Raw genomic sequence first — 25111 nt, forward strand, 5'->3', positions numbered from 1 at the left:
TATTCAATGTTTTCTGATATTAAGAAGCATTTCTTTTGCTCACAAAATTACCAACAGCCCTTTCCGAATTAAGATCACCACTAGAAGAACCAGCAGTGAGACCGCCCAAAGAACCAGATAGGTCACCATTGACTGGTTGGCCTTTTGTTTTTCAAGCCAACTGCGGGGTTTCACACCACGAACCCAGAACACAACCTTGGCGGCAAGGTTCACACTTACGATATTGACTGCCAAAAGCAAAGCCGCCCCCAATGCAAGCCTGGGTTGACCAGCACCCATCATCAGTCCCAATGTAGCAGTAGGAGGTAACAGAGCCACTGCCACCATCACCCCCACAAGTACACTCGCAAGCCCAGTTGTTAAAGACAAGACTGCCGCAGCCCCTGAAGCTAAAGCAAGCACCACAGAGTCTAACCCTACATCAGTGCGAGCAATCAATTCATGGCTTTCCAGGTTGATTGGATAAATAATCCCTATAATTATTGAAAGCGAAAGCGCCAGGGTAACTCCCGCTATTGTGGTTTTAGTCGCTTGCCACATCAGGGCCATATCACCCAGTGCAGCTCCCAACGCAAGAGCCATGTTCGGCCCAAGAAGAGGAGCAATCACCATAGCCCCGATGACCACCGCAACATTGTCTTCCAGCAAACCGATGGCGACAACCACAGTTGAGAGAAATACCAACAGCAGATAGGTTGAATCCAGATTCGCGTTCCTGACAACATCGTTATAGAGCTCTTCGCGGGTGGTTGTAACTGTTTTTCTGGTTTCTTCGTCAGAGGGTTCTTTCTCCTTTCTTGGTAATGCAGCTTCGAGTTGCAGAACAAGAATTCTTGAAGATTCTCCCAACAAACCCTGCAGGGCATCCAGCACGGATTGTCGTTTCGCATCGTTAACAAGAAGGCGGATCAATTGCCTGTCTTGCTGATCCGGGGCTCCTATCCAGTTAATCTCCAACTCATGCTGATCAGCAATACTGGTGACCGGACCCATATTCTGCTTATCTGTAATCACTTCAATTAATTTCATAGATCTCCGTGAAACGGGCCGTACCCGTATCGAGGTGGGAAGAAAATGTTTTCAACCTTTGACGCTTGCGCCAGGCAGTTAATTCATTTTCTTTGTTTGAAGGTTGGAGATGTTACGCATGATCTGCTCGTTGCATGCTGCGCATAAATACCATTCACCCGAAAAAATCCAACATTCTTCTTCAACCCAGAGGCGCGCATCTTCTTTACTTTCACAAAATTCCCCGGCCTCTTCACAACCTTCAGCAATTTTCAACTGGCAGGGAACCGCGAACCCCCCATCTCCGTCCTCTATATATTTAATTTCATCCGACATGGTCTTTTCCTATTCAATTATGGATACAAAGTATCCTTTTGGAGTACCTCTAAATATTGCCTTTGGCCATGAGCGACCCTTATGAAATAAAAGGACGCGAGTTGCCATAAAGTAGAATCACAGAATTAATAGTGATTCCCATTAATTATTAATCTGAGCGGCACTGAGAACTTTTCAATGCTTCAGACCATCATGATTATAATAAACTCTTACCTGTAATAAAAGCGTAGGCCCTTAATTGATGAAATTCATGAGCGCTTGCCAAATCATTCCGGATCAGGTAGAAATGGAACTAACTTGAAACATTTCAACGAGAGCAGAATTGTGCCTTTTTTTTCTTCTAGACTTTTATACCGAAATTTCCTCGCCTTTAGTCTTTTAGTTTTATTCATCGGTTGCGGGGAAAGTGAAGGCCCCTCTTCTCAACCCGAAAGCCCTCAGGAACTAATCATCAATGCCACTGAAAAACAAAGAATAGGGGCTTTTAATGAAGCCGTTGAAATTTTAAACCAGGCCCTGAAGCTGAGCCCGGATTCTGTAGAGGCTTATTACAGGATGGGGCGGGTTCATGATGAAGCCGATAATAGAGATGAGGCAATTGCCGCATTTAAAAAAGCTCTCCAGATCGAACCTGATAACCTGAAGGCCCGATTAGGACTGGGAGATGTTTATTCAAAAATGACACGGAACGATCTGGCGGTGGCAGAATTTTTAAAAGCCGAAGCTCAAAGACCAGACGATACTGAACTTCTCTTTAAAATTGCCCTGGAATATTGGTATGACCAGAAACTCAACGAATCAGCAAAATATTACCAGAAGATACTTGCCATCGAACCAGATCATGTCCAATCCCACTTGAATTTAATAAGCGTGTACGAGAAATTGAAAAACTGGGATAAAGCCATTGAGGAAATTGAAATCTCCAAACGGTTGGGAAGGGAAACCAACAACTATCAGGCTATTGCAATTGCAGAAAGAAAATTGGCTTTTATAAAAGGACGAATGGGCATGAGTGAAAAGGACTACAAACGTAAAACCCAACCACCGTTCGACTAAAACTTATCTCCCGGTAGCTTTGTGAATATTTTCTTTTAAAGAGGAAGACTTGTCCGGGGTTGGGTCTATCAACGGCCAGATCAAAATAAACAGAATAAATCCGGCAACAACAATCCCGATAATAGAACCGACCCAGTCCATCAGGCCATACTTTTCTTCCTCGTCACTCACAGTTCATTTTTATCCGATAAAGTTTTTGGTATCCAACGCGGCACCTGGCTTTTGTATTCCCTGTATGGTTCGCCAAACCTTTTTTCCAGGTCTGGTTCTTCCCAGGCTGGAATGAGAACCAGACACAACCCACAGAAGAACAGAAACCACACTCCCAGTGGAACGGATCCAAAAAACAGGGCTTCTCCCAGTAATACCAGCAAGACACCTGCCATCATTGGATTTCGCATATGGATATATGGACCCTGTATCACCAGCTTCTTAGGCGGATCAAACGGAGCCGGTGTGCCCTCCCCCACTTCTGTAAAGAGAGAAACCGTCTTCCAACAGACAACTGCACCCGAAAAGATCATCAACGTTCCGGTCAAAGACCTAAAGCTATCAACAGAATAAGAAAAACGTGCAAGCACTCCTCCTGGACGCGAACACCATACCAGGAAAGCCGGGATAACCCCCATCACATTCAAAGGAAATATCAGAAACGCCTTGACCAACGAACGAGATAGTTTCATGTTCCCGGTTAGTTTTTATGAACTTTTTAACCGTAATCAAACACCATCAACACAATAAAACCTATGGTGACTATGGCCGAAAACCAAGCCATGAATTTAAGCATCATTTACCACCTCACAAGAGTGAAAGCAAAAATTAATACTGGCAAAGATCTCTTTCACAAGGGATCTTTCACAATACAATTGGAAACGTTATAAGGCTAATTCTTTTATAATAATTGCAACAACAGGCTTTTTGTTGGAAAATTTTTATAAAAAGTGATTTTTTTGAAGGGAAGCAGTGGCGAAAGAACATCAGCCTGAGGAAAAATGCCAGAAGCTCTGGTAAGTTTTTATAGGTTAGTAAAATTATAAACCTACATCCAAAACCCAAAGGTTATCAAGACTGTTTTTTAAGCAGTTGCAACTGGTTTTGAGCCGCGGTTGCGGGATTTTTTCCCAGGTTTAACCGAAAAGTATTTTTTTCTGCTCTGGATTTTCCTCTTTTTTGCAGCTGAATTGAAATTACGCCCGGATAAATGTCTTCTCCCAGAAGCACTCTTCCGTTTTGACTTTGTGGCTACAGACTCGGAATGATAGGGATGGTCTGCCACAACAGTTACTGTCCTGTTTATCGTTTTCTCTATTTTTCGCAGATAACCCTTCTCACCGTGATCGCAAAAAGATAGAGCGATCCCCGATGCTCCCGCTCTGGCTGTCCTGCCAACCCTATGGACATAACTCTCGGCTTCATTAGGAAGTTCATAGTTGATAACGTGGGAGATTCCTTCGACATCCAAACCTCGTGACGCAACATCCGTAGCTACCAGAACACGAACTTTTCCCGAACGAAACTTTCTCAGTGCCTCCATTCGCGAAGCCTGAGACTTGTTTCCATGAATCGTATCAGCCTTGATTTTAGCTTTCCCAAGATTTCTGACAATCCTGTTTGCCCCGTGTTTGGTTCGAGAGAATACAAGTGCCCTTTTAAAGCTGGTTTCCTGCAATACAGCTTCCAGCAAAGCGCCTTTGTTTTCACGATCTACAAACAAAACACGCTGATCAATTTTGTCCACAGTGCTTGCCGGTGGATTCACAGATATTCGTACCGGGTCTTTAAGAAACTGTTTTGTAAGTCGCAGGATGTCTTCGGGCAGCGTAGCCGAAAATAGCATCGACTGGCGTTTTTCCGGTGTCATCGCATATATTTTCTTAATATCCGGTAGAAATCCCATATCCAGCATACGGTCTGCCTCGTCAAGCACAAACACTTCTATATTATCCAATCTAAGGAAACCCTGTTGATACAAATCCAGCAGCCTTCCCGGTGTAGAAATCAATATGTCCACACCTCTCTTTAAAGCAGAGATCTGTAGTTTTGGGCTCACTCCTCCATAAATCACAGCCTGTTTCATATTCAGGTGCTTGCCATAAACCCGGAAACTGTCGCTGATTTGAACAGCCAGTTCTCGGGTTGGGGTAAGTATCAAGGAACGCGCACCTTTTGCGCCGGGAGTTCGCTTTTCACCCGATAAACGTTGCAAAATAGGTAAAGCAAATGCTGCTGTTTTCCCAGTGCCGGTTTGTGCGCAGCCCAGAAGGTCCCTCCCCTGCAAAAGATGCGGAATAGATTTTCTCTGTATCGGTGTTGGTGTGGTGTACTTCTCACCATCAACAGCACGTTGAAGAGGTTCGGAAAGGTTGAGAGCTTCAAAGCCCAATGCAGGTGATTCGATTGTCATAATTTTCCTTATCAGAAACTGGATAGCCCATTGAACATGGGCATCAAACTAACTCTTGAATATACCGCTCTAAATCTCAAACTGAGATCTATGAGTTATAATTAATAAATCAGGATTTGAGCTTATTATGAGAAAATGAGGGAGAAATCAGACAACCGGTGGTCCGGGAGGCGACTCAATCTTAAAACATTACCAGTTATGGCAATACACCTGTAATTCTCTAGAAGGCTAAATCTCCTTAAGTATTTCTCATTCTAATTCAAGTCTTTATAAAACACCAGAACTTATTAATCTTAATTGGTTTAGCATTCAGGCCCTTAACAATCTCACTTTTTACAGATCAGCCTAATGATTTGTCCTAAATGCCAATTTGAACAAGTCGAGTCAAAAACCTGTGTTAATTGTGAAGTTATATTTTCAAAATACCGTTCTTACCTGGAACGTAAGCAAAAGATAAAAGATGAAATTGCCACTGAACCTATAGAAGAATATCTTCCTACTGCAACCGTTCATAAATTTGCATTTTTAAATCAACCCTGGAAACCCTTAACAACACCGGCATTTATTTTTCTTTCACTACTTTTTTTATGTATTTATTGTTTTTTTCTAAAACAACACAATTCGCAGATTGGAATTTTTTTACAGGAATGATTCATAATGTGAACCTCGTCTTCCATGAAGCAGGGCATGCTCTCTATTGGAATATTCGGGAATAATACCCTGACAGTTTTTGGAGGAAGTTTGAATTAAATACTGATCCCTGTTATTACTTTTTCATCATTTTATTACCCACGAGATAAGGTTGGTGCCAGTTTTGGCCTGTTTTGGTTTTTTGGAAATTTTATTGATGTAAGTATTTATATGTCAGGTGGGAGTTATTTAAACCTTCCCCTGATCGGAGAGTTGGATATGGAAGCTCACGACTGGCGGAATCTGTTCAATAAATTTGATTTATGGGGGATTGACCAGGTGCTTTCAAATTCAATGCTTTACCTAGGCTGGGCTGGAGTCATTGTGTCCTGAATCTGGCTTTTTAAAAGTTGGCGGGAAGACAGCAATAAGGGGTCAAAAAATCAATTAGACTAAGCAATTTTATCAACTGGTTTTTCTTCATCTCTTTTAGGAGTAGTTTTATACAAGCCGTCGCCATCCCTCCTTCTTTTGTTTTTAATCATCGACTGAGAACACCAATCTTTACCCATATTCCCTTCCCGCGCCAGACTAAATTTTCTCACCTCATTGCATTCCGGGCAATGAACACTGATATTATTGTCTAAAGCTCGGGATACAACAAATCTCAATTCAGCTGAGCATTGCTCACAAGAATAAACAAAAGAAGGCATAAAAAATACTTAGAGGAAAAAACAAGTAAGACGATTATTTACAACTACTCGTAAAAAGATAAGATCTCAATTTATTTTTGGCAATAATAGAGTTTAGATTTATCATCTTGAAAAACCAAAAAAATTTACCAACTTTATATCAGAAATAAAAAAAATCTGAAATAAAAAAACACTACGATTTTTTAAAAGTTTTTCAAAATGGGCGATTTAACTGAACTAATTAAAACATTTGTAATTCTTCTGGCTATTATTGACCCCATCGGTAACCTTGCGATTTACATTTCCCTGACTGCTGACAAAACCATAGAGGAACATAACTCAATAGTTTTCAAAACATGTTGTGCATCTGTAGCTTTATTGACCTTATCCTTTCTCTTTGGAAAATATATTGTGGCTTTTTTTGGTATTCAAATGCCGGCTTTCAAATTGATAGGAGGTATTTTCCTGGTTTATATAGCTTTTACTATGCTGACTGATAGTAAAACCTCATTTTTGATTTCCCAGGATACAGAAGCAAAAGAGGATATTGCCTTCATGCCAATGACCTTTCCCCTTTTTATAGGACCCGCAGCTATAAGTTCTGTAATTATTCAATCCAGTGAATTTAATTTATGGACAACCAAAATATTTTCCATAGTTGAATTCATACTTATAGGCATCCTGATCTGGATATCCTTAAAACTTGCCAATAAAATTCTGTTGTTCCTGGGAAAAGGAGGTATCAAGTTTATCACCCAGATTATGGGACTTCTTCTGGGTAGCCTGGCCATAGGAATAATCGCTGATGAGCTGAAGATTCTTTTACCAGGGCTATCTTAAATCCCCTAATACATCTTCATGGATTACATGAAAAATAGATCTGACTACATTCACTACCATTAGCGTTATTCTTATAATTCTGCTGGGATTTACGGTAAACTAGCTGAATGAGCCAAATATCCGAAAAAGTTTCGTAAACACTGTGTTCTTCGCGTTTTCCATATTATTGATTTTTTCGAGCTTTAAGATACTCTATATAGGATAAAAGTTGAAGAAGGCGTGATAACCTTTCATAGGACTTCGTGCCCTGTAAGGGTAAATCCAAAAAGAAGCGGTATCGCCACACTCCCTTCGGGAGTTCGCGATGACATCCTTAAACTTTTCTCAACTTGTTTTACAAAATGTTTAAATACAAATGTAGCTTATTGCACATAAAGTAAATTTCCCAATTATTTTTAATGTGTATGAGCATGTATTGCCTAAATTCAAATTAGGTGGCACAATTATTTTATGAACCCCGCATTAAAAATCGGGATAGCCCAAATTCTCTCTCTATCTATTTTTGGGACCGGTGTCGCTTTTGCCCTAGTGGATAAAGTTCCACCCGTGGCTGGTTCACTCTTCGATGAGTCTGACTATATTTCATCAGGCTTGCCCCAATTGCCTCCTCCTTCGACAACTAAACCGCTTAATCTGATATCGGTATATTCTCTCAACGAGGAAAAAAACCAATCGGTCCATACCGCCACTTTTGAAAAGTTATATAAAGCTATTGAACTAAATGATCTAGAGAAAGCAAAAAAGTTACTAATAGGTTTAGATATTAATGGTCAGGACAAGCGCGGCATCACTCCGCTTTATAAATCTGTTTTCCACAATCGCACCGGATTGGTCCATTTACTGCTGGAACAAGGAGCAGATGCCAATCTCACAGATCACGAAGGCCTCAGCCCGCTTCATGTTGCCGCATTGGAAAATCTGGGAAAACTGGTACCAGTGCTACTGGATCGGGGAGCCGATTTAGAAGCTAAAGATAATTATGGTTATACTCCCCTACATCTCGCCGTCGACCAGGGTAGTACCAAATCTGCCAGTGCGTTGATTGAAAGGGGCGCTAATGTAAACAATCGTTCTGACTGGGACAACACTCCATTGCATGCTTCCGTCGCCAGCGGGAATATGAAACTCGTCAAGCTATTGCTCAAAGAAGGTGCAAAGATTGATGCAATAGACAGGCTGGGCCGCTCAGTTCTGCACTGGGTAGCGGAAAAAGGTTTTCTTAGTATTGCCAAGTTTCTGATCATTAAAGGCGCTCCCATTCACCAACAGGATAAGGATGGACATACCCCCCTTCATGAAGCGGCAAGATGGGACCAGCGCAAGATGGCCAAACTTTTTCTGTTACACGGAGCCAACGTGAACGCCAAAGGTATAGACGGTCGCGGTCCGTTGCATCTTGCCATCGCGAATGGAAATATTGATATTGCCAACCTGCTCAAACGCCATGGCGCTATATTGTAACAGGCTTATCGAGTGCTCCAACATCAGTCCATATTCGTTTCATATTCAGAATGAAAAATTACGCAATCTATTTATTACTTTTTATCGGGGTTTCCTGTGTCTCTTTGTTTGCCATGAAGTTTATTCTCTGGACCATGTTTAATTGGGGAGGGCTGGGTGCTATCATCCTGGCCCTGATCTTTACCAGTATTTATATTGGCGGATTTATATTGACCACTAAACTCTGGGAAAATTATGACCAACACGTTTCTCATGCTGGCATGAAATGTATATGGGTTCTTGGTTTCGTGCAGTTAGCCGTTTTAGGAATTCTCTATCACCTTTTGCCTCAGTTTTTTCCAGCCTTTATTGCTGAGTTCTTCTTCTCCTGAGTCCATAAAACCCTGAGCCCGACTCGTTATGCATTAGGCTCTACATGATCTTCCTCTACAGGAATCAATACATACGCAGAGCTACATCCCTGACTTTGGCTGAAAAGAAAACATTCGCAAATATAGAAGAAGAAATAAAGCACGATATACAACAAGTCCTTTTGGGAATGTTCATGGTGTGCCAATTTCAATTTATTATAGGAAAATCTGAGACATGTTCGAAAGACGGCTTAAAGAAGAAATCCACCGATGGTTGGAAAGTCAATGAAGACTCGGAAATGAAAAAGAAATTTGAAGATTATGATCTTTATATTGATCCCAAAAAAATACCAGGAACAACCTGTTAATCACAGCCAAACATAAAAACTCTGGAACCACGTGGGAGATAACCCACAAAGGGAAAAAATCCCTTAAAGAATCAAAAAATAAAGTTTCAGAGAAAACTCAAATTTAAAAAACCTCGTTCAGCGGAGAGGGAAGAAAAAAATCAATGGCCTGAATTCACATCAACAGCCATCACTGTGGCTTGAGGGAATACCGCTCCTGACCCTCTCAGAATAAGATCCACCTTTGAGCTTAATTGCCTGGTGAAATCCCGTACCTCCACAAATCCGTTCCTCTCTTTGAATGCTTGTACAGGGACTATATGTGCTTTACCTTCCTTAACAATATATACGGCTGTCCCCTGTTCAGAAATAACCAGGGCTGTAGCAGGAACATGCAGCACATTCCTTCGCTTACCCATAAAAAGTTGAGCTTCAAAAGTAAGGCCGGGAAACAAATTTGAATCTTTACCATCCAAGTCTATCCAGAAATTAATATTACCTGAATAGATATTAGCATCCGGGATAACTTGAATACGCTTAGCATGCTTCTTATCTATAAAAATTTTGGCACCAATTTCTTTTATAAATATTTCGATACTTTCCAATTTGTTTAACTTTTCACGGTACCCTTGAGGTAATGTCATGACCGCTTTCAATCCCTGAGACGAAACCATCTCTGTAACCGGGGTGCCCCGTTTAACAAACGTTCCCTGCTCAACAAGTTTATTAATGACCACCCCATCAAAAGAAGCTCGAATGGATGTTTTACTCAAGTTCAACAAAGTCTGGTCATATTGCTTCTTAATGGCTTCCACTTCCGCAATACGTTTAGCGATATCTTCTTCCCTGGCTTGCAAGCCCGCTTTCCGGCTACTTTGACGGGCCTTCAATCGCTCTTCCGCACGGCGGACCTCGTCAATGATATTATCAAGGGAAGACTGTGCCATCACTCCATCCTTGACCAACCGCTCAATCCTTTTCCGTTTTATCAAAGCCAGGTCCAGACTGCTTTGCGCGGCATCTTCCCGGGTTTTAAGTTTCTTCTGCTCTTCAGGACGCAAACCCATTTCTGCTATCTCGAGTTCCTTTGATGCAGAATCAAGCCTGTGCTGCAAACGCTCAACTTCCAGTTGATAGTTTTCAGGATCAATTTTTGCCAGAACATCACCCTCTTTGACATGCATTCCTTCTTTGGCGGAAATTTCAATAATTTTTCCATCGACTTCAGCAGAAAGGAAAACACGTTTAACCTCGAGAACAGTGCCAACAGTCCGCACATGATCTTTCACGTCCATTCTCACCACCTTGCCAAGCTCAACCGGCAGGGAAAACCCTTTGGGTTTTTTGGCCTCAACAGCATCTTTTTGCACGGAACAACCCGAAAACAAAACAGCCAATGTATATATAAAGGGAATGAAACTTCTATGGCTTGAAAATTTAAACATATTAAACAAAATCCAATTATAGATTACCCGATCTGTTCGTATCGGTTTTTTCACTCAGTTTCATTAGACCAACACATTCATTTATAAATCTTTACGCCACTCCTCCTGCGCACGCCTCAGAGGGTATTTCTTTATCACTCTATACAAGCTATGATCGATTTTAATAAACAAAGAATATTATTAGATTAAAAGTGTAGCCGGAACAACAATATAAAACAGACAAATTATTTTTAACTAATCGTTAATATTAATCTTTTGATATCGGAGTTAAATGTGAATAAAACGGACCGGATTCTCTTACTATTTTTAATAACAGGAATTTGGGTGCTTATAGGAACGCTTTGGTTTAGACCAGATATGGTTGTTGCTGATCCTATCAAAAACACGCCAGATCATGTTACAGGAGAACACAAACACAGCACCAATGACATTACAAAGTTTAAATGGAAGGTAAGACGAATTGTCGAGGATTGTTCGGTGTCTGAAGAAGAAATATTCTGCTAGAAGGATATCAACGTAAAAGCCGGCAAAAATTAATCCTTGATATAAATTATAATGGTTTGATAAAACAGACAAATTGCTGTGGAAAGTATTGCTTGAAATAATCATTTCATGCGAGTGTGTTTATTTAGTAAAATACAACTTTAATAATTAAAAAGGTAATATGAGGTCTGAGAAATGTCTATGCCGGATAAAGCAAATTACATCCTCTATAGTATAGTTTATATCGTTATAGGGGTTGCTATATTACGTGGGTTTTTCAAGGTTTCAGGTTCTTCAAAAAAATTTCCGCGATCGATAAAAGAAGAAAAAGAATAATATCTTTTCCACTGAGAATGCTGAATCAAGCTGCACTCATTGCAATCTTTTTCGCGCTCTTTACCGCAAATATTCATGGAAATGAATCTAAGATGGTTGTGATTCCCGCCGGGGAATCTAATCCTGGAGCTTCAAAAAGTTCGACCATTATAGAAATTGATCACAAGTGCCACTACCCTTTTAATCCATCCAGCATGATCACGATTTTACTTTTCAAAAAAGACGGGCTCGAATACATTTCTTCTTTCGGAGAGGAAAGATGTGCCTGGCACTTTGCCAAAGAAATAGAAACAACTATACGTAATTCAATAATCCCCAAAAGCTTCAAGCAGGAATTATTAGGAGAAATCAAAAAAGCAAAACAGAAACGTTCTGCTATTTGAAAATTATATTCTTTGCAAGTTTATACTGCCTTGTTCAAGGAATAGCTTTTTTATATTATGCGCTGTTTTGAAAAGTTTTTATTTATTTTTCTGTTCTTTATGCTTTCCACGCTTTTCCCGGGTCTATCTTTGTCGAGCAACAGAGAAATGGTATTAATTCCTTCTGGTAGTTTCAGGATGGGTGCCGACCTGGAACCTGACCAATCGCCGATTCATGAGGTATTTCTGGATTCTTTTTACATTGATGTTTATGAGGTAACACAAGAAAATTTTGAAAGTATTATGAAATATAATCCTTCAAAGCATAAAGGCCCCAATCTACCCGTCGAATTTGTTGACTGGTTTGAAGCTAATGAGTATTGCCGAAAAATAAATAAACGATTACCCAGTGAGGCGGAATGGGAAAAAGCAGTCCGAGGTAACAATAATTCCAGGTTTTATTGGGGAAATACAATAGATGGGAGGTTTGCCTGGTTTAAGTCGAACTCACAAGGCAAAACACATCCAGTAGGAACCAAACAGCCGAATTCATATGGAATCTATGACATGTCTGGCAATGTTTGGGAATGGGTTTCTGACTGGTACGAAGAAAGTTATTATAGCAACAGCCCATATTCCAACCCGAAAGGTCCTGAAACCGGAAGGTTTAAAGTGCAAAGAGGGGGTTCCTGGTCCAACCTGGCTGACTATCATTCCTCAAGTTATCGAATGGTGTATGGGCCTACTGGCAAAGATGAGTTTAATGGTTTCAGGTGCGCCAAATCAAAATAACTTTTCAAATTTCATGGCAAACGATTCGTAAAGGTTTTACAAATATAGAAAGCCCATTCAGCGTTTCGATATGATGTCACGATTATGAGTCCAGCAATCTTGAAGAATCTGTAAAATTAAATACTTTCAGTTGAGAGAGATTGATAACAATGAAAAAATTTCAATTATTATCCCTACTTTTTCTAGGCTTTTTAGCAATGGTTTTCTGGAGGGTTTCTGTAATGGAAAAAACCATGGATGCGGAAGACTATCTGAGCCTTGGAATTGAAAAAGGAAGCCAGGGAATGCACGACGAGGCTATAAACCTTTTCAAGCAGGCCTTGACTATAAACCCAGACCTTGTGCCTGCATATTTAGCTTTGGGCAATGCCTATGGTAATACCAGGAACTATAAGAATTCCATAAACGCTTATAAAGAGGGAATACAATTAAACCCTCGTCATAAAGATGTGCCGCGGATGGAAATGAATATTGCCTGGATTTCACATGTAGCTCATGACGATGAAACAGCAATTCTTTATACAAAAAAAGCTATTCAGTCCTACACTGATCGTAATGATTATAAAGGGGTGGCTGAAGCAGGTTTCAGGTTACGTATGTTTGAAAATAAAAAATAATTCACCGCTACATTATTCTCAGTACTGTATCCGCCGCAAACACTCAACCAGACTGATTCCCTTATCCATATCAGCGCGAATTTGATAATAATGAATTAATTGCTGTTTTATGGTTAAATAGTTCAGGCGAAAAAATTAATAATCTTATTTTCTTGAAGGTTTGTTCAGTGAAAAAATTATACCTGGTTTCTATAATATTTTGTTTCACACTTATACCCTGTTTGGGGTTTGCCAACGAACTTCTTGTACTAAGTGGTGATAAATCTCAAAACTCTAAAAGATGGCGGGAAGAAGTTCTTCCCGAATACAATACAAGTAATTCCGGTCAAAATCTTCCTGTAAAAATTGTCCCCGTTAAAGGGAAACTGTTCCCGGAATGGTTTGCAAAAGCAATCGATGATGGAAGAGTAGGAGAAATCTTAGGAACCCCTACCTTCCTGATCTGGGATCCAAAAGAAGAAAAAGAAGTCGGTCGCATTGAAGGTTACACACAGAAAAGCCGGTTCTATTCTCAACTAAACGAAGCCATAGACCTTATTAAACAAGGTCAACACCCTGGGAAGAGAGAAGGTTCCGGAGGTCACAAGGATGAAGGTTCAGGCGGAGATCAGCGACAGGATGAAGGCTCCGGCGGCAAACATAATATAATGGATCATATTTACAAAACTCCCGAAGAAGCGAAAAAAGCCTCTCAAATGCTGGGCCTGGGAGGCGAAATCCATACTCATGAAACCGCGGATGGAACTATTTATATGCCCGGATCCTCAATGTAATTGATTTCATCTCAAATCATTTTTATTTAAAAAAATTTAAACCGGACTGGCACGACGATGAACCAGGCAGTCATGGAGTCAAATATCGAGGAATGAGGCATGAAGCCGCAATCACCATTGCCATAAGCAGTCATCACTCCTCATGCTTAGCCTCCCTTTCATCTATCTCACGCAAGCATTCAACAAGGATAACTATGCTCTGACATTAGTTGAACTTAAAGTGACAATAGTTTTTCTAGTGAAGTGAAAATTATTTTAGTAAAAAGTTTTGATCTGATTTCAAAATTTGATCAAAGTACTTGTAGCACCAAACCATATATTTGCCGGGGGGTGGTTTCTTGGGGGTGGGGGGGGTACCTAATAGGGAAAACGTTAAAATTGCTACCCCATACGCTACCCAAAGCAACAAATGGGCTACAGCCTAAACTGTAACCCATTGTAAAATATGGAGCCAGCGGGCGGAATTGAACCGCCGACCTACTGATTACGAATCAGTTGCTCTACCCCTGAGCTACGCTGGCCTAGTTCGCGATGGTCGGAAATGACATACTTTACACGCTCTGCCCGGTAAAAATCAACCCCCCTGGCAGTGGATACTTCAGCAATGTTTATCGTTAAATCCCAAACCCGTATTTTCTACCATAACTGTTCATTCCCATCCAAATACCTGCGAAAATGGTATTGTGAACTTTTCTTAACTGCAAAAAACTTAATGTATTCATACAAGTGGGGTTATACTAAATTTCCACAACACGGGTTTGTTATTTTCCAACCTGCCCTTCACTGAAAACCTGTAATATTTTAACAGACGTGAACGGATGGCTGACGAGATAACCAAAGAAGAGTTTGCCTGGATATATGAGGTGTTTAAAAAGGTCGAGGTTTTTACCGGACTGAACTACGCAGAACGGGAAACTTTGATCGAAGAGATGTATAAGCTGAGTTACAAACCTGAAGACAACATCTTTAAAGAAGGGGATGCCCCCAATGCCTGCTTTTTGATTTATAAGGGTAATGCAAAGGTGATTAAAAACAAAAGGCTGGTTATTAAAAAAGAGGTCACCACTATTGGTCCCGGTTCTTTTTTTGGGGAAATGGCTTTTCTCACCTACGCGCCTCGCGTCGCTAGGGTGACTGCCGAAACGGACCTGGTTTGTTTCGTTCTACTCAAATCAACGTTTCAACGTTTACTGGAAAAAAACTCTGCCTTCAAAAGCTGGCTCGAAACTCTCTCCGCCAAACGCATGGTCAAACTCGATAGCATCTAAGTGGCGAGTCGCCACTGCCAAATAGCAAAAACTTTTAACGGGTCAGAACAATTCATCTCGGCTTAATTTTCAATTTCCAGTCGCGTGAGCGACCATTTCGCTGGCGGTCCAGGCCATGTCTTTGTTCGACCCTCCAGCAAACCCGAGTTTGCTGACGACGATGATTCCAAACGCGGTGGATTCTTTAAACCACCCTATCACCGTGGGAACAATGGAATTCGGATCGATACCCTGCTCAATAAGCTGATAAGCACGCAAAGCGGTCACCTTCATGGCGATGGCTTCACCGTCACCCGTGGCGGCAACGGCTCCTTCCGGCCCGGCATAGAGTCCGCACCCGATTAACGGGACATCACCGACTCGGCCTGGAATGGCTTGATCGATACCCCCTGTGCTGAGTGCCGCGGCGAATTCATCACCGGACCGCGCAACACACCCAACCGTGTCGGTTGTTGAAAAATCTTTCCCGGTATTTGCAATTTCATCAGGTGTTATTGGCAGGCAACCTTGATTGAGCGCAAACTCTGCCGCTCCCCTCCCCGCCAACACCCGGTATTCAGATTGACTGACAATACGCGCGACATTAATAGGGTTTTTATATCCTCTCAACGCGGCCACAGCACCAAAGGTTCCGGAACTTTCCATGCATGAAGCATCCATCTCCACCGTATCGTCAATGCGTTTATGCGAACCAACTCCTGCGTTGAAGCGTCCGTCATCTTCCAAAGCGGCAACCGCCTGGCAGGCCGCATCGATAACAGGCTCACCCGTCTGCAGGGACATCATACACATTTGCCCGGCAATGGCGGTTCCATCGGCATAGGCCGGATCGGAGCCCGCACCACCGTGGGTCAATACAACCAGTTTTTTTCCTGTTTCCATAACATCCCTTTTAAATACAGTTTTTCTCCGGGCACGGCCCGGTTGTGTATCAATTATAAATGAGGTAAGCTTAAGACCAACCAAAAATCGACAGGAAACCGATGGTCAAGTTTTGCTTGCAGTGTAAAAACGCGTTCTGGGGTGGACAGTATTGCCCGAAATGTCCCGGTGAAATTGAACTGCTCGATGCCGCCCTGCCTGAGAACAAAAAATATTTGCCGGAACTCAATATTGATGTCCGGCCAAAATATTACGCCCGCAGTTCCATGCTGCTTTCCTGTTTCGGATTCGTGATGGCCCTGCCGCTCGGTGCGTTTTTGTTTTTGCGCGGCATGTCTTCTTCCAACAACATTTTACTGTGGGCCAGTATTGGCATTGGTACCGTTGTTGCCGTTTCATGGGGATGCTGGTTTCTCGCCCAAAAACTCTTCAACAAACAAATGGAAGATGTTGAGGTTGAAAACAAAGAACCTCAACTAGACTGACCACTAGGCGTGGAGCCAACGAGCAATAACCCATTTGTGTCAGCAACAGGTTTACTCGGCTTTAAGAGCAATGCTATCTGCCTCCCCCTGCAAGGCCACCAGGCGCCAGCGTGACGCTGAACCCAAAGAGCAATAACCCATTAACTGAGGCAGGAATACTGCCAGATCTGCTACTTTTTTCCCCTCCCTAAAAACTTTTTTCAAAAAAAATCTAAAAAATTATCCTTATTTTTCAATATTTTACAAAAATAATAGAACAAATACGCATTTTTTGTTTAATTATCTATTGACAAATCTATAATAGTGTCTAAAATTAAACTTATACATAATGTTAACTTTTAATTATAATTTTAATTAGGAGATTAAAAAATGAAATCACATCGAATTGTTCTCAATATACTGGCAATCACCGCAATGACAATTTTTACCTCAGCCACAGTCATGGCGCATTCCAATCGCGATCATTCCAAGGTTCCTTTTAAGTGGGAATTATCTGAAAAGTTGAATTCAAAAATTGAGAGAGATCTCAATTCAAACAATCCATCTGGATTTGTAGGATTGAGTCTAACTGAACAGAAAAAGTTTGATAACTACGTAATCAATGTTGGAAATAAATTTGAAGCCAGAGTTCGAAATGTTGATGTGATCTTCGAGCGAACATCTGGAGGACTGAAAATTGTTGATGCCTCCAAGGCTAAAAAGGAAACAGAGAATGTTGTTCCCATAAGAAATATTTCATCCATCTCAAAAGTTTCTACTCAAGGGCTTTCTCATATCGGTCACAATCATAAAAGACTTCCTGTTGAATGGAAATTCGGACCTGCTACCAATTCAAAAATCGTAAAACGTATGTTTGAAACCAGGGGTAACATTTTTGTTGGCTTGAATCCCATTGAGCAGGACATGTTGAATGATTACAAGGTCAAAGTTGGCAACCGGTTTCAGCTTTCAATTTCTGGCCACAGTTTTCTTGTTGAAAGAGCTTCTGGCGGGTTAAAAGTCATTAACCATGCTACAAGTTTAGACGTTGTTCAGTTGAACAAAGAAACTAATGATGACAATATTTAATCCTTAGTTCAACAACACAAAGGATCGCAATGACCCAAACAGACAACATGGATAATCTTATTTCAATAGGCGAACTTTCTCGGCTAACAGGAATAACCACGCATACGTTGAGAGTGTGGGAAAAGCGATACGGCACACCCCTCTCTCAACGATTGCCATCTGGACACCGCCGGTATCCCAAAGAAGATGTTCCAAGGCTGCGGGCAATCGCTAAAGCCCTGGAGTCGGGGTACCGGGCAAGTAAAGTCGTATCGGGAACCCTGGAAGAATTGCAGGGGCTGTTGGGTTTGAAAGAGTTTATTGAAACCGGTTCCAGCGTTTCATCAACCGGGGAAAAAGATAGTTCATCCAAAGAAATGACGCTTGAGCGGTGGGTCAAATCAATTCACGAATACGATGATGACTTCCTTATACATGAATTTCATCAACATTGGAATCGTGTTGGTCCTTTGAAATTTATAGTTGACTTTGCCAGCCCCTTAATTGAAAGAGTGGGTATCGGTTGGGAACAAGGAGAGTTGTCTGTATCCCAAGAACATTTCGCAACAGAATGCTTAACCAGTTTTCTCACCAACAAATGGCGGCAGCTCAACAAGAGAAAAAATGAATGGACCATATTGATGGCAACACTGCCTGGAGAAACGCACAACCTGGGCTTACTCATGAGTTCGGTAGTCGCTAGCCTCACTCATGCAAAAATAATATATCTGGGTCTTAATAATCCAGTTGAAAGTTTAATTAAGACCGCAAAGAATCATAAACCGCAAATTATTTGCTTGAGTATTTCTTGGCTTTTTATAGAGAAGCCGTTAGATACGGAAAATTATCTTATTCGAATAAAAGAAGAATTGGGTAACGATACAAAGATTATTTGTGGAGGTAAGGGAGCCCCTGATAATTTAACAGGTATTATCAAGCTTAAAGATTTTATTAAATTTAATAATTGGTTGGGAGAATTTGAAAACTCCCTCATTTTAAACTAATGCATGGGGAAAATAATGGAAGCTATAACACAAGCAGTACTTTTAGTTGGACATGGAGGGTTGCCAAAGGACATCCCGCAAGAGATCGTTGAAAATTTTATGAGGGTTCATAAACAACGCGTTCGGTCAGGAAATGCGATAACGGCCCAGGAAAAAGAATTGGACTCCACCATTAGAAAGTGGAAGCGAACCCCTGAGTCCGATCCCTATCAAGCAGGACTTGAAAGTCTAGCCTCACATATGCAGCCATTATTGAGTGATTATATTCTCAAAGTTGCCTACAACGAATTTTGTCACCCGACTATTGAAGCCGCAGTCGATGAATTGGTTGAGCAGGGTATCACTAAAATAATTCTAGTCACGACCATGATTACGCGGGGAGGATCTCACTCAGAAACTGAGATCCCTGAAGAAGTCAATGAATTGCGAACGAAATACCCCGCGATCGACTTCCAATATGCCTGGCCTTTCAGCATGGTTTCATTTTCAACATTTTTATCGAATCATATCAAAAGTTTTCAACCCAAAGCTGCAGTAAACATCGATTAGAGATTTAAAATGAAAAATCAAAAATATTTATATAAAGGAAGAGATTTTATCAAACTTCGAAAAACTGTTGGCAAACTATTGATAGCCACTCTCTTTTCTATTGCCTTGTTATTTTTTTCCAGCATTCATCCTGTTTTTGCCCTTGATTGGAGCGATAACGAATGGACAAATTGTCCAAAAACAATCGAAGGCACCTGGGTCTCTGAAAAAACAAACCCTGTTAATAATAAAAACCTGAATGTGCGGAGAAATACAATAAGCATAACTCAAAAAGATAATGTATTAGCATCTGGAACTGCTTTTGAAAAAAAAGGCAGTTTTTTTGAAATGGTTCTTCAATCCATTGAAAACGGAAAAGACACCTATTTTAAAATTCGGCCTCACCTGGTTCAGTCGAACCCGGGAAATAATAATAAATCCGATTGCTGGATCAAGGTATTCCAGTTCAATTCTCAGGCACACGCAAAGTTTGACAAATATTCGAATTGGGACATTTATCAATTAAAACCTGATTGATTAAAGAAGTGACCTGATTCACCTTTTGAAAGATATAGGGCTATGGTTTTTGAATGCAAGATATTTGATAAAAAGGGAAAGCTGAAAAAGGTTTTGCGGGGAAACGAAGCCGTTTCAAAAAAAACTGAAAGCTTCTTCGAACAAAAATCCACAAAAAAAGCGGCTTCCTTTATAAAAAAGTTAAGGGAACCGCCAAAAGAAAAAAACCATGAGACAAAATTTTATAACAACGTATGCGTGGTTTGCGGAAGACAGTTTCACCCACGCCATCCACAATCAAAGTACTGTTCTCATGAATGTCAGAAAAGTTTATATTTAAAAAATAGACGGTTAAAAAAAGAGAAGCAATCGCAAAAATAAACTGGGATGCCCGGTGACTAACCTCAGAGCTTGGGGGTTAACCGGTTTTCTAAAAAGTCACTTCAACGAGCTTACGAGAACCGGGTCACCGGGTATCCTGTTTATTAACATCAGGGTCAAGAGCTGACCCTGTGGCCGATGTCTTTGCGATAATGAATTCCATCCCATTGAATTTTTTCAACAGCAGCGTAGGCTTTTTTTATAGCAGAAGGTGCATCCGGCCCCGTAGCTGTGACTCCCAAAACTCTACCACCACTGGTTAAAACTTTATTGTCATCGGTTTTTGTTCCGGCATGGAAGACCACAACATCCGTTAAAGCTCCTGCTTCTTCCAGGCCTTTAATCATTTTACCTTTTTCATAGGACCCCGGATAACCTTTAGCCGCCATCACCACACAAACAGATGATTCCGGTTTCCACTTCAATTCATGCTGATCAAGGGTACCGTCGATACAGGCTTCAAAGAGTGGAACAATGTCGCTCGCCATGCGAACGAGAAGCGGTTGTGTTTCCGGGTCACCGAAGCGGGCATTAAATTCCAGAATTTTCGGTCCGTGTTTTGTGAGCATCAATCCAGCGTAAAGAATTCCCTTATAGGGTCGGCCCTCGCTCTTCATGGCGCGAACCAGGGGAAGCATTATTTTGTCACGCACCTTCTGTCTCAGGAGGTCGGTGAAAACGGGAGCCGGGGAATAAGCCCCCATGCCACCGGTGTTTGGTCCTTTATCTCCATCAAGAGCGGCCTTATGATCCTGCGCCGAATCCATAAGGAGCACCGTGTTCCCATCAGAGAATGCCAACACTGAAACTTCCTGACCTTCCAGGAACTCCTCAATCACAACCTGATCGCCCGCTTCGCCGAACGATTTTTCTTTCATGATGGTATCGACAGCACTCAATCCCTCTTCCCTGTTTTGACAGAGGATGACACCTTTACCCGCAGCAAGACCGCTGGCCTTGACAACAAGCGGCTGGTTTTTTTCATCAATATATCTTTGGGCCATCTCACGTGAAGTGAAGGTTTCATACTCAGCCGTTGGCAGACCGTATTTTTTCATGAGATCTTTAGAGAATGCTTTGCTTCCCTCAAGTTCTGCGGCTAGGGCAGTCGGTCCAAAAATACGCAATCCTTTCTCCTGAAATCGATCTACAATGCCCAGCACCAGGGGTTGTTCGGGTCCTACCACGGTGAGTCCGATTTCATTTGTCTCGGCAAATTCCAGAAGCTGATCAATTTGATCTGCAGCAATTGGTACATTATTGGCTATTTCAGCGCTACCCGCGTTGCCCGGTGCACAATAGATATCTGTAACTATTGGGCTCTGGCTGATTTTCCAGACCAATGCATGCTCTCTTCCTCCCCCTCCTATTACCAGTACCCGCATATTTCTCCTTATTACTTTGTGTTATTCAAGCTGGAATTTATATAAAATGCAAGCGTCTTGCAACTCTTTCATGAGCTTCATTGCAAAAGGTTATTTAACAGATGGTAATACTGGACTCTATCAGTAAATCATTTGGCAGTAATGCCGTAGTGAAAAACATCTCGCTTGAGATCAAGGCAGGCGAACGTTTCATCCTGCTTGGTAGAAGCGGGTGTGGAAAAACCACCCTGTTAAGAATGATCGCAGGATTCGAAACACCAGATACTGGTACCATCGCAATTGAGGGTCAGGATGTTGGGTCTTTGCCCATTGAAAAAAGGCCTGTTGGGCTGATCTTTCAAAACTACGCCCTGTTTCCGCACATGAGCGTATACGATAATATTGCGGTCGGTCCAAGAATTCGCAAACATTCGGAGTCTGATATCTCCAAAAGAATTGATGAGCTTCTTGAAATCACTCATCTTAAGGCTTTGCGCGATGTTTATCCCGGCCAAATAAGTGGCGGCGAAGCTCAAAGGGTGGCCCTGGCTCGAGCTGTCATCAATCGTCCTAAAATTCTTTTGCTGGATGAACCTCTTTCGGCACTTGACCTTAGCCTGCGTCAGCACTTGCGAGAAGAACTCGTTGAAATGCAAAAAGCATTGGGAATCACCTTCCTGTTCGTCACTCATGACCAGGAAGAAGCCATGGGACTGGCCACCCGCATGGGAATCATGGATAAAGGTTACCTGCAACAGGTTGGTACACCTGTTGAGTTATATGAAAAACCGGAGACTAGCTTCATCGCCGAATTTCTTGGTGAGGTAAACAGTCTTGATGGAAAAGTAATACAAAGGGCGGGTAACCAGATAACCGTTTCACTAGGGGATGCCGGAAATATCCAATGTCTATCTGATGTTTCCGGATTGGAAAACCAAAGCATCACCTGCTATGTTCGTCCTGAAAAAATATTTTTTGATGTCGGTCGAACTCAATCTGAGCCTGTTAACATTTTGCAGGGTACTTTACATGAAATAAATTATTATGGCAGTCATTCTCGTTACCAGGTGAAACTTTCAGGGGGACAAATATTAACTCTTTCAACCCAGCACCGTAAAACTCATTATTCCAGTAATTCCATTGGTGACCGTGTTCGTATTTTATTTGCTGTGTCCGATACTTTCATCACTAAGCGTGAGGCCAATGAGCCATAACTCATTTGTATAAAAAACAGGTTTTCTCGGCTTTAAAAGTTATTACTATCTGCCTCCCCCAGATAGGGGGGCACCAGCGTTACCTCTTCGGGGCATGAAGTCTAATGATGGAAATATTACAGACGCCGGACTCAAAGAGCAATAGCCTTGATATGAAAACAATTGTCGCCTCGACTTTAACAAACATGTTTAATATGAAAAAACTTCTGATATTTATTTTTGCTCTCTTCATGATGGGTTGTGATAGTTCCCCGAAAGGAAAAACCTATCTGGTAGCGACCGATGCCACCCTGGTACCCATGTCCTTCATGAGTGTTGGTAACGATATAACGGGGTTTGAACCCGATCTCATGCGGGCCGTGGCTAAAGAGGCGGGGATTGACATACAGCTTGTTAATGTTGAATGGGCAGGATTATTTGGCGGACTCATTACCCAAAAGTTTGATATGGTCATCAGCTCCGTCACCGTTCTGGAGGAGCGCAAAGAGAGAATGGCCTTCAGCATTCCTTACCTTAAAAGCGGACTGGCTCTGGTGGTCCGCAAAGATCAGGAGGGCATCAACTCTTTTGAAGGCGCGAAAAACAAGAATTTATTAATTGGCGCACAGGTAGGAACCACCTCCTATTTTTTTCTGGAGAAAGACCCCGCCGTTCGCAAGAAAGGTTATCAGCAATACGGACATGCTGTGAGTGATCTTGTTAACGGAAAAGTTGACGCGGTATTGGGAGAAAGCACCGGAACTCTTTTCTACCAGAATCAAAACAAACCTATTTTTGAAAAAATCAAGATGGTTGGAGAAATTCTGACCAATGAGCATTACGCTATCGTTTTTCGTAAAGAAGAAACGGAACTATTAAATAAGGTGAATACCGCACTTCGGAAAGTTCTCGCAGACGGAACGGCCGCAAGCCTGCATAAAAAATGGGACCTGGGTCAGGCCGCCCAGGTTCCAGATAAATAGAAGCTCTAAAATCTAAAATGAACCAATCATTAAAAATAAAAACCCAAAGCTGGGCGTGGAACCTGGCAGTTTTGATGAGCTTTGTGTTTTTGGTTTATTTACCCGCACAGGAAGCCTTCACAAGCAAAGAACAATCCGGCGGTTATATGGAATTACTTTCGCTTTTACCCTACGGAGTGTTCTACACGCTTTTAGTCACTTTGCTTGGAAGCGTCAGCGCAATCATTATCGGATTATTGGTGGGGCTTGGAAAACTTTCAGACAACCCATTAATCCGGGTTCCGGTTTCTTTCTATACCGAGGTACTACGCGGAGTTCCTCTACTCGTACTCTTATTTTATATTTATTACGCGTTGGGAGAGTTCATCCATATGCCGGCCCTGGTTGCGGCAGTCGCGGGTTTCGGCTTCAGTTATGGAGCTTACATGGCCGATGTATTCCGCGCTGGCATTGAAGCAGTTCCTAAAGAACAACGAGAGGCTGCGCGTAGCCTTGGCATGAATGAAAAGCAAGCCATGTTTCAGATCGTTCTGCCACAAGCTTTGCGCACCATCATTCCCGCTATAGGGAATCAGACACTGGGGATGCTGAAAGATACGAGCCTTGTTTCGGTACTTGCCATTTCCGACATTCTTCGTGTGGGCAACGAATATGCCACCAAACATTTCAATTATTTTGAAACATACACTTATGTTGCCTTGACCTACCTGCTACTTACCCTTTTGTTGGCGCGAGTGGTGCAGCAATTGGAAAACCATTACCGTCCGGCGTAACCGCCGGAAGCGAAGGGCAAAGAAAACTTGTTGCCATCTAAATCAACTATTGCGAACAGGATCCGCGTCTGGAGGAAGGAATTTACAAATAAAAAAGCCGCAACCGGAAAACACATGACCCGGAGGCGGCTTGATTAGAAATCCAGGGATATATAAATTCTATTTTAAAGGCTTTAATTTACAGGTGTCATTCAGGGAAACAACTCTGACTGGACCAGGGAAGTGGGACCATTGCTTTCGATTTAACTGGTTAATTTCTTCTTCCAAGGCCGTAATACCATCTTTATCAATGCGGTTTGTGTAAAAAAGTTTTCCTACTGCCCAGCAATCGGCGTTTTCAACCTGGTCGAAGTGTTCCTGAATACTTTCGGCCCCTTTAACGAGATGCCCCAGAACAAGGCGGGCGCATGAAAAGTTGACCGCGAAAGAACGCGCATTGTTTGAAAGGTCGTTGAGCTGACCCGAATTGATTCGTATAACAGACCCACCCCCTGCGGTCGTATTCGATTCAGAGAGTTTCCTGGCCGATGAGTCAGAGACCACTTTTACAGGTGTACTGTGGTAATCACTACAATACATATTATCAAAGGACTCTTGAGCCCATGCGGGTAAAGAAAAGGCAATTAAAAAAATTGTGGTCCAGATCAACCTTTGCATAAAATTCCTTTCTAGATTAGAAGTTTAGTCCATTGATAAATAGACCATAATATACAATTAGGATTCAAGGTGAACTAATAAAAACCCTCTTTAGGCTC

General features: G+C 41.8%; 28 protein-coding genes and 1 tRNA gene. 19 read left to right on the forward strand and 10 right to left on the reverse strand.

Annotated elements, in window-relative coordinates; translation table 11 throughout:
• Positions 1 to 39 precede the first annotated feature (39 nt).
• Together F3741_08825 and F3741_08830 are read right to left on the reverse strand one after the other, a co-directional pair.
• Positions 40 to 1029, reverse strand: a complete 990-nt coding sequence (locus tag F3741_08825; protein MZG30894.1) for a TIGR00341 family protein — start codon at positions 1027 to 1029, stop codon at positions 40 to 42.
• Between the two features lie 78 nt (positions 1030 to 1107).
• A complete protein-coding gene (locus F3741_08830; GenBank protein MZG30895.1) occupies positions 1108 to 1344 on the reverse strand; it encodes a hypothetical protein in 237 nt (78 codons plus the stop codon).
• Positions 1345 to 1581: 237 nt separating this feature from the next.
• Between F3741_08830 and F3741_08835 the strand changes: the two genes are divergently transcribed.
• Positions 1582 to 2400, forward strand: coding sequence for a tetratricopeptide repeat protein (locus F3741_08835; protein ID MZG30896.1), 819 nt, complete (start codon positions 1582 to 1584; stop codon positions 2398 to 2400).
• A 167-nt stretch (positions 2401 to 2567) separates the two neighbouring features.
• On the opposite strand, the gene F3741_08840 is transcribed toward F3741_08835, so the two are convergent.
• The 3 genes from F3741_08840 to F3741_08850 form a co-directional block, all read right to left on the reverse strand.
• Complete coding sequence (locus F3741_08840; GenBank protein MZG30897.1) at positions 2568 to 3083, reverse strand: isoprenylcysteine carboxylmethyltransferase family protein; 516 nt, start codon at positions 3081 to 3083, stop codon at positions 2568 to 2570.
• 392 nt (positions 3084 to 3475) lie between these two features.
• The gene (locus F3741_08845; GenBank protein ID MZG30898.1) at positions 3476 to 4804 is read right to left on the reverse strand and encodes a DEAD/DEAH box helicase; all 1329 of its coding nucleotides are present in this window, start codon (positions 4802 to 4804) and stop codon (positions 3476 to 3478) included.
• A gap of 1082 nt (positions 4805 to 5886) precedes the next feature.
• On the reverse strand, positions 5887 to 6147 hold the full coding sequence (locus F3741_08850; protein ID MZG30899.1) for a hypothetical protein: 261 nt from the start codon (positions 6145 to 6147) through the stop codon (positions 5887 to 5889).
• Positions 6148 to 6345: 198 nt separating this feature from the next.
• On the opposite strand from F3741_08850, the gene F3741_08855 reads away from it, so the two are divergent.
• From F3741_08855 to F3741_08870, 4 genes are all read left to right on the forward strand, one after another.
• On the forward strand, positions 6346 to 6966 hold the full coding sequence (locus tag F3741_08855) for an NAAT family transporter (GenBank protein MZG30900.1): 621 nt from the start codon (positions 6346 to 6348) through the stop codon (positions 6964 to 6966).
• A gap of 450 nt (positions 6967 to 7416) precedes the next feature.
• Entirely contained in the window at positions 7417 to 8427 is a 1011-nt protein-coding gene (locus F3741_08860; protein MZG30901.1) for a hypothetical protein, read from the forward strand.
• A gap of 50 nt (positions 8428 to 8477) precedes the next feature.
• Positions 8478 to 8798 (forward strand): hypothetical protein, encoded by a 321-nt coding sequence (locus tag F3741_08865; protein MZG30902.1) that lies wholly within the window; start codon positions 8478 to 8480, stop codon positions 8796 to 8798.
• A 44-nt stretch (positions 8799 to 8842) separates the two neighbouring features.
• Positions 8843 to 9145 carry a hypothetical protein gene (locus F3741_08870; GenBank protein ID MZG30903.1) on the forward strand — a complete coding sequence of 101 codons (303 nt, stop codon included), beginning with the start codon at positions 8843 to 8845 and terminating at the stop codon, positions 9143 to 9145.
• A gap of 140 nt (positions 9146 to 9285) precedes the next feature.
• Here F3741_08870 and F3741_08875 read toward each other — a convergent pair whose 3' ends face one another.
• A complete protein-coding gene (locus F3741_08875; GenBank protein ID MZG30904.1) occupies positions 9286 to 10569 on the reverse strand; it encodes a biotin/lipoyl-binding protein in 1284 nt (427 codons plus the stop codon).
• Between the two features lie 273 nt (positions 10570 to 10842).
• Here F3741_08875 and F3741_08880 point away from each other — a divergent pair, with 273 nt between their 5' ends.
• From F3741_08880 to F3741_08900, 5 genes are all read left to right on the forward strand, one after another.
• Positions 10843 to 11073, forward strand: a complete 231-nt coding sequence (locus tag F3741_08880; GenBank protein ID MZG30905.1) for a hypothetical protein — start codon at positions 10843 to 10845, stop codon at positions 11071 to 11073.
• 332 nt (positions 11074 to 11405) lie between these two features.
• Positions 11406 to 11771, forward strand: coding sequence for a hypothetical protein (locus tag F3741_08885; protein MZG30906.1), 366 nt, complete (start codon positions 11406 to 11408; stop codon positions 11769 to 11771).
• A gap of 57 nt (positions 11772 to 11828) precedes the next feature.
• On the forward strand, positions 11829 to 12542 hold the full coding sequence (locus F3741_08890) for a formylglycine-generating enzyme family protein (GenBank protein MZG30907.1): 714 nt from the start codon (positions 11829 to 11831) through the stop codon (positions 12540 to 12542).
• 149 nt (positions 12543 to 12691) lie between these two features.
• The gene (locus F3741_08895; GenBank protein MZG30908.1) at positions 12692 to 13159 is read left to right on the forward strand and encodes a tetratricopeptide repeat protein; all 468 of its coding nucleotides are present in this window, start codon (positions 12692 to 12694) and stop codon (positions 13157 to 13159) included.
• Positions 13160 to 13341: 182 nt separating this feature from the next.
• Positions 13342 to 13932: a hypothetical protein gene (locus tag F3741_08900; protein MZG30909.1), complete on the forward strand. Its 591-nt coding sequence runs from the start codon at positions 13342 to 13344 to the stop codon at positions 13930 to 13932.
• A 446-nt stretch (positions 13933 to 14378) separates the two neighbouring features.
• Here the strand turns inward: F3741_08900 and F3741_08905 are convergent.
• Positions 14379 to 14453, reverse strand: a tRNA-Thr gene (locus tag F3741_08905).
• A gap of 297 nt (positions 14454 to 14750) precedes the next feature.
• Here F3741_08905 and F3741_08910 point away from each other — a divergent pair.
• Positions 14751 to 15200: a cyclic nucleotide-binding domain-containing protein gene (locus F3741_08910; GenBank protein ID MZG30910.1), complete on the forward strand. Its 450-nt coding sequence runs from the start codon at positions 14751 to 14753 to the stop codon at positions 15198 to 15200.
• A 69-nt stretch (positions 15201 to 15269) separates the two neighbouring features.
• Here the strand turns inward: F3741_08910 and F3741_08915 are convergent, their stop codons facing one another.
• On the reverse strand, positions 15270 to 16082 hold the full coding sequence (locus tag F3741_08915; GenBank protein ID MZG30911.1) for a hypothetical protein: 813 nt from the start codon (positions 16080 to 16082) through the stop codon (positions 15270 to 15272).
• A gap of 101 nt (positions 16083 to 16183) precedes the next feature.
• Here F3741_08915 and F3741_08920 point away from each other — a divergent pair, with 101 nt between their 5' ends.
• The 5 genes from F3741_08920 (at position 16184) to F3741_08940 (ending at position 19683) form a co-directional block, all read left to right on the forward strand.
• The gene (locus F3741_08920; protein MZG30912.1) at positions 16184 to 16567 is read left to right on the forward strand and encodes a hypothetical protein; all 384 of its coding nucleotides are present in this window, start codon (positions 16184 to 16186) and stop codon (positions 16565 to 16567) included.
• Positions 16568 to 16936: 369 nt separating this feature from the next.
• Positions 16937 to 17635: a hypothetical protein gene (locus F3741_08925; protein ID MZG30913.1), complete on the forward strand. Its 699-nt coding sequence runs from the start codon at positions 16937 to 16939 to the stop codon at positions 17633 to 17635.
• A gap of 29 nt (positions 17636 to 17664) precedes the next feature.
• Complete coding sequence (locus F3741_08930) at positions 17665 to 18618, forward strand: MerR family transcriptional regulator (protein ID MZG30914.1); 954 nt, start codon at positions 17665 to 17667, stop codon at positions 18616 to 18618.
• A 3-nt stretch (positions 18619 to 18621) separates the two neighbouring features.
• Positions 18622 to 19167, forward strand: coding sequence for a hypothetical protein (locus F3741_08935; GenBank protein ID MZG30915.1), 546 nt, complete (start codon positions 18622 to 18624; stop codon positions 19165 to 19167).
• Between the two features lie 9 nt (positions 19168 to 19176).
• Entirely contained in the window at positions 19177 to 19683 is a 507-nt protein-coding gene (locus tag F3741_08940; protein ID MZG30916.1) for a hypothetical protein, read from the forward strand.
• Positions 19684 to 20159: 476 nt separating this feature from the next.
• On the opposite strand, the gene purD is transcribed toward F3741_08940, so the two are convergent.
• Positions 20160 to 21428, reverse strand: coding sequence for a phosphoribosylamine--glycine ligase (gene purD / locus F3741_08945; GenBank protein ID MZG30917.1), 1269 nt, complete (start codon positions 21426 to 21428; stop codon positions 20160 to 20162).
• A gap of 101 nt (positions 21429 to 21529) precedes the next feature.
• Between purD and F3741_08950 the strand changes: the two genes are divergently transcribed.
• The 3 genes from F3741_08950 to F3741_08960 all read left to right on the forward strand — a co-directional run bounded on the left by F3741_08950 (position 21530) and on the right by F3741_08960 (position 24356).
• Positions 21530 to 22621, forward strand: a complete 1092-nt coding sequence (locus tag F3741_08950) for an ABC transporter ATP-binding protein (protein ID MZG30918.1) — start codon at positions 21530 to 21532, stop codon at positions 22619 to 22621.
• A gap of 104 nt (positions 22622 to 22725) precedes the next feature.
• Positions 22726 to 23583 (forward strand): transporter substrate-binding domain-containing protein, encoded by an 858-nt coding sequence (locus F3741_08955; GenBank protein MZG30919.1) that lies wholly within the window; start codon positions 22726 to 22728, stop codon positions 23581 to 23583.
• Positions 23584 to 23600: 17 nt separating this feature from the next.
• Positions 23601 to 24356: an amino acid ABC transporter permease gene (locus F3741_08960; GenBank protein ID MZG30920.1), complete on the forward strand. Its 756-nt coding sequence runs from the start codon at positions 23601 to 23603 to the stop codon at positions 24354 to 24356.
• Positions 24357 to 24515: 159 nt separating this feature from the next.
• On the opposite strand, the gene F3741_08965 is transcribed toward F3741_08960, so the two are convergent.
• Positions 24516 to 25013 (reverse strand): hypothetical protein, encoded by a 498-nt coding sequence (locus tag F3741_08965; protein MZG30921.1) that lies wholly within the window; start codon positions 25011 to 25013, stop codon positions 24516 to 24518.
• Between the last annotated feature and the right edge of the window lie 98 nt (positions 25014 to 25111).

It is taken from the genome of Nitrospinota bacterium, from assembly GCA_009873635.1.
Taxonomy (GTDB): Bacteria; Nitrospinota; Nitrospinia; order Nitrospinales; family VA-1; genus LS-NOB.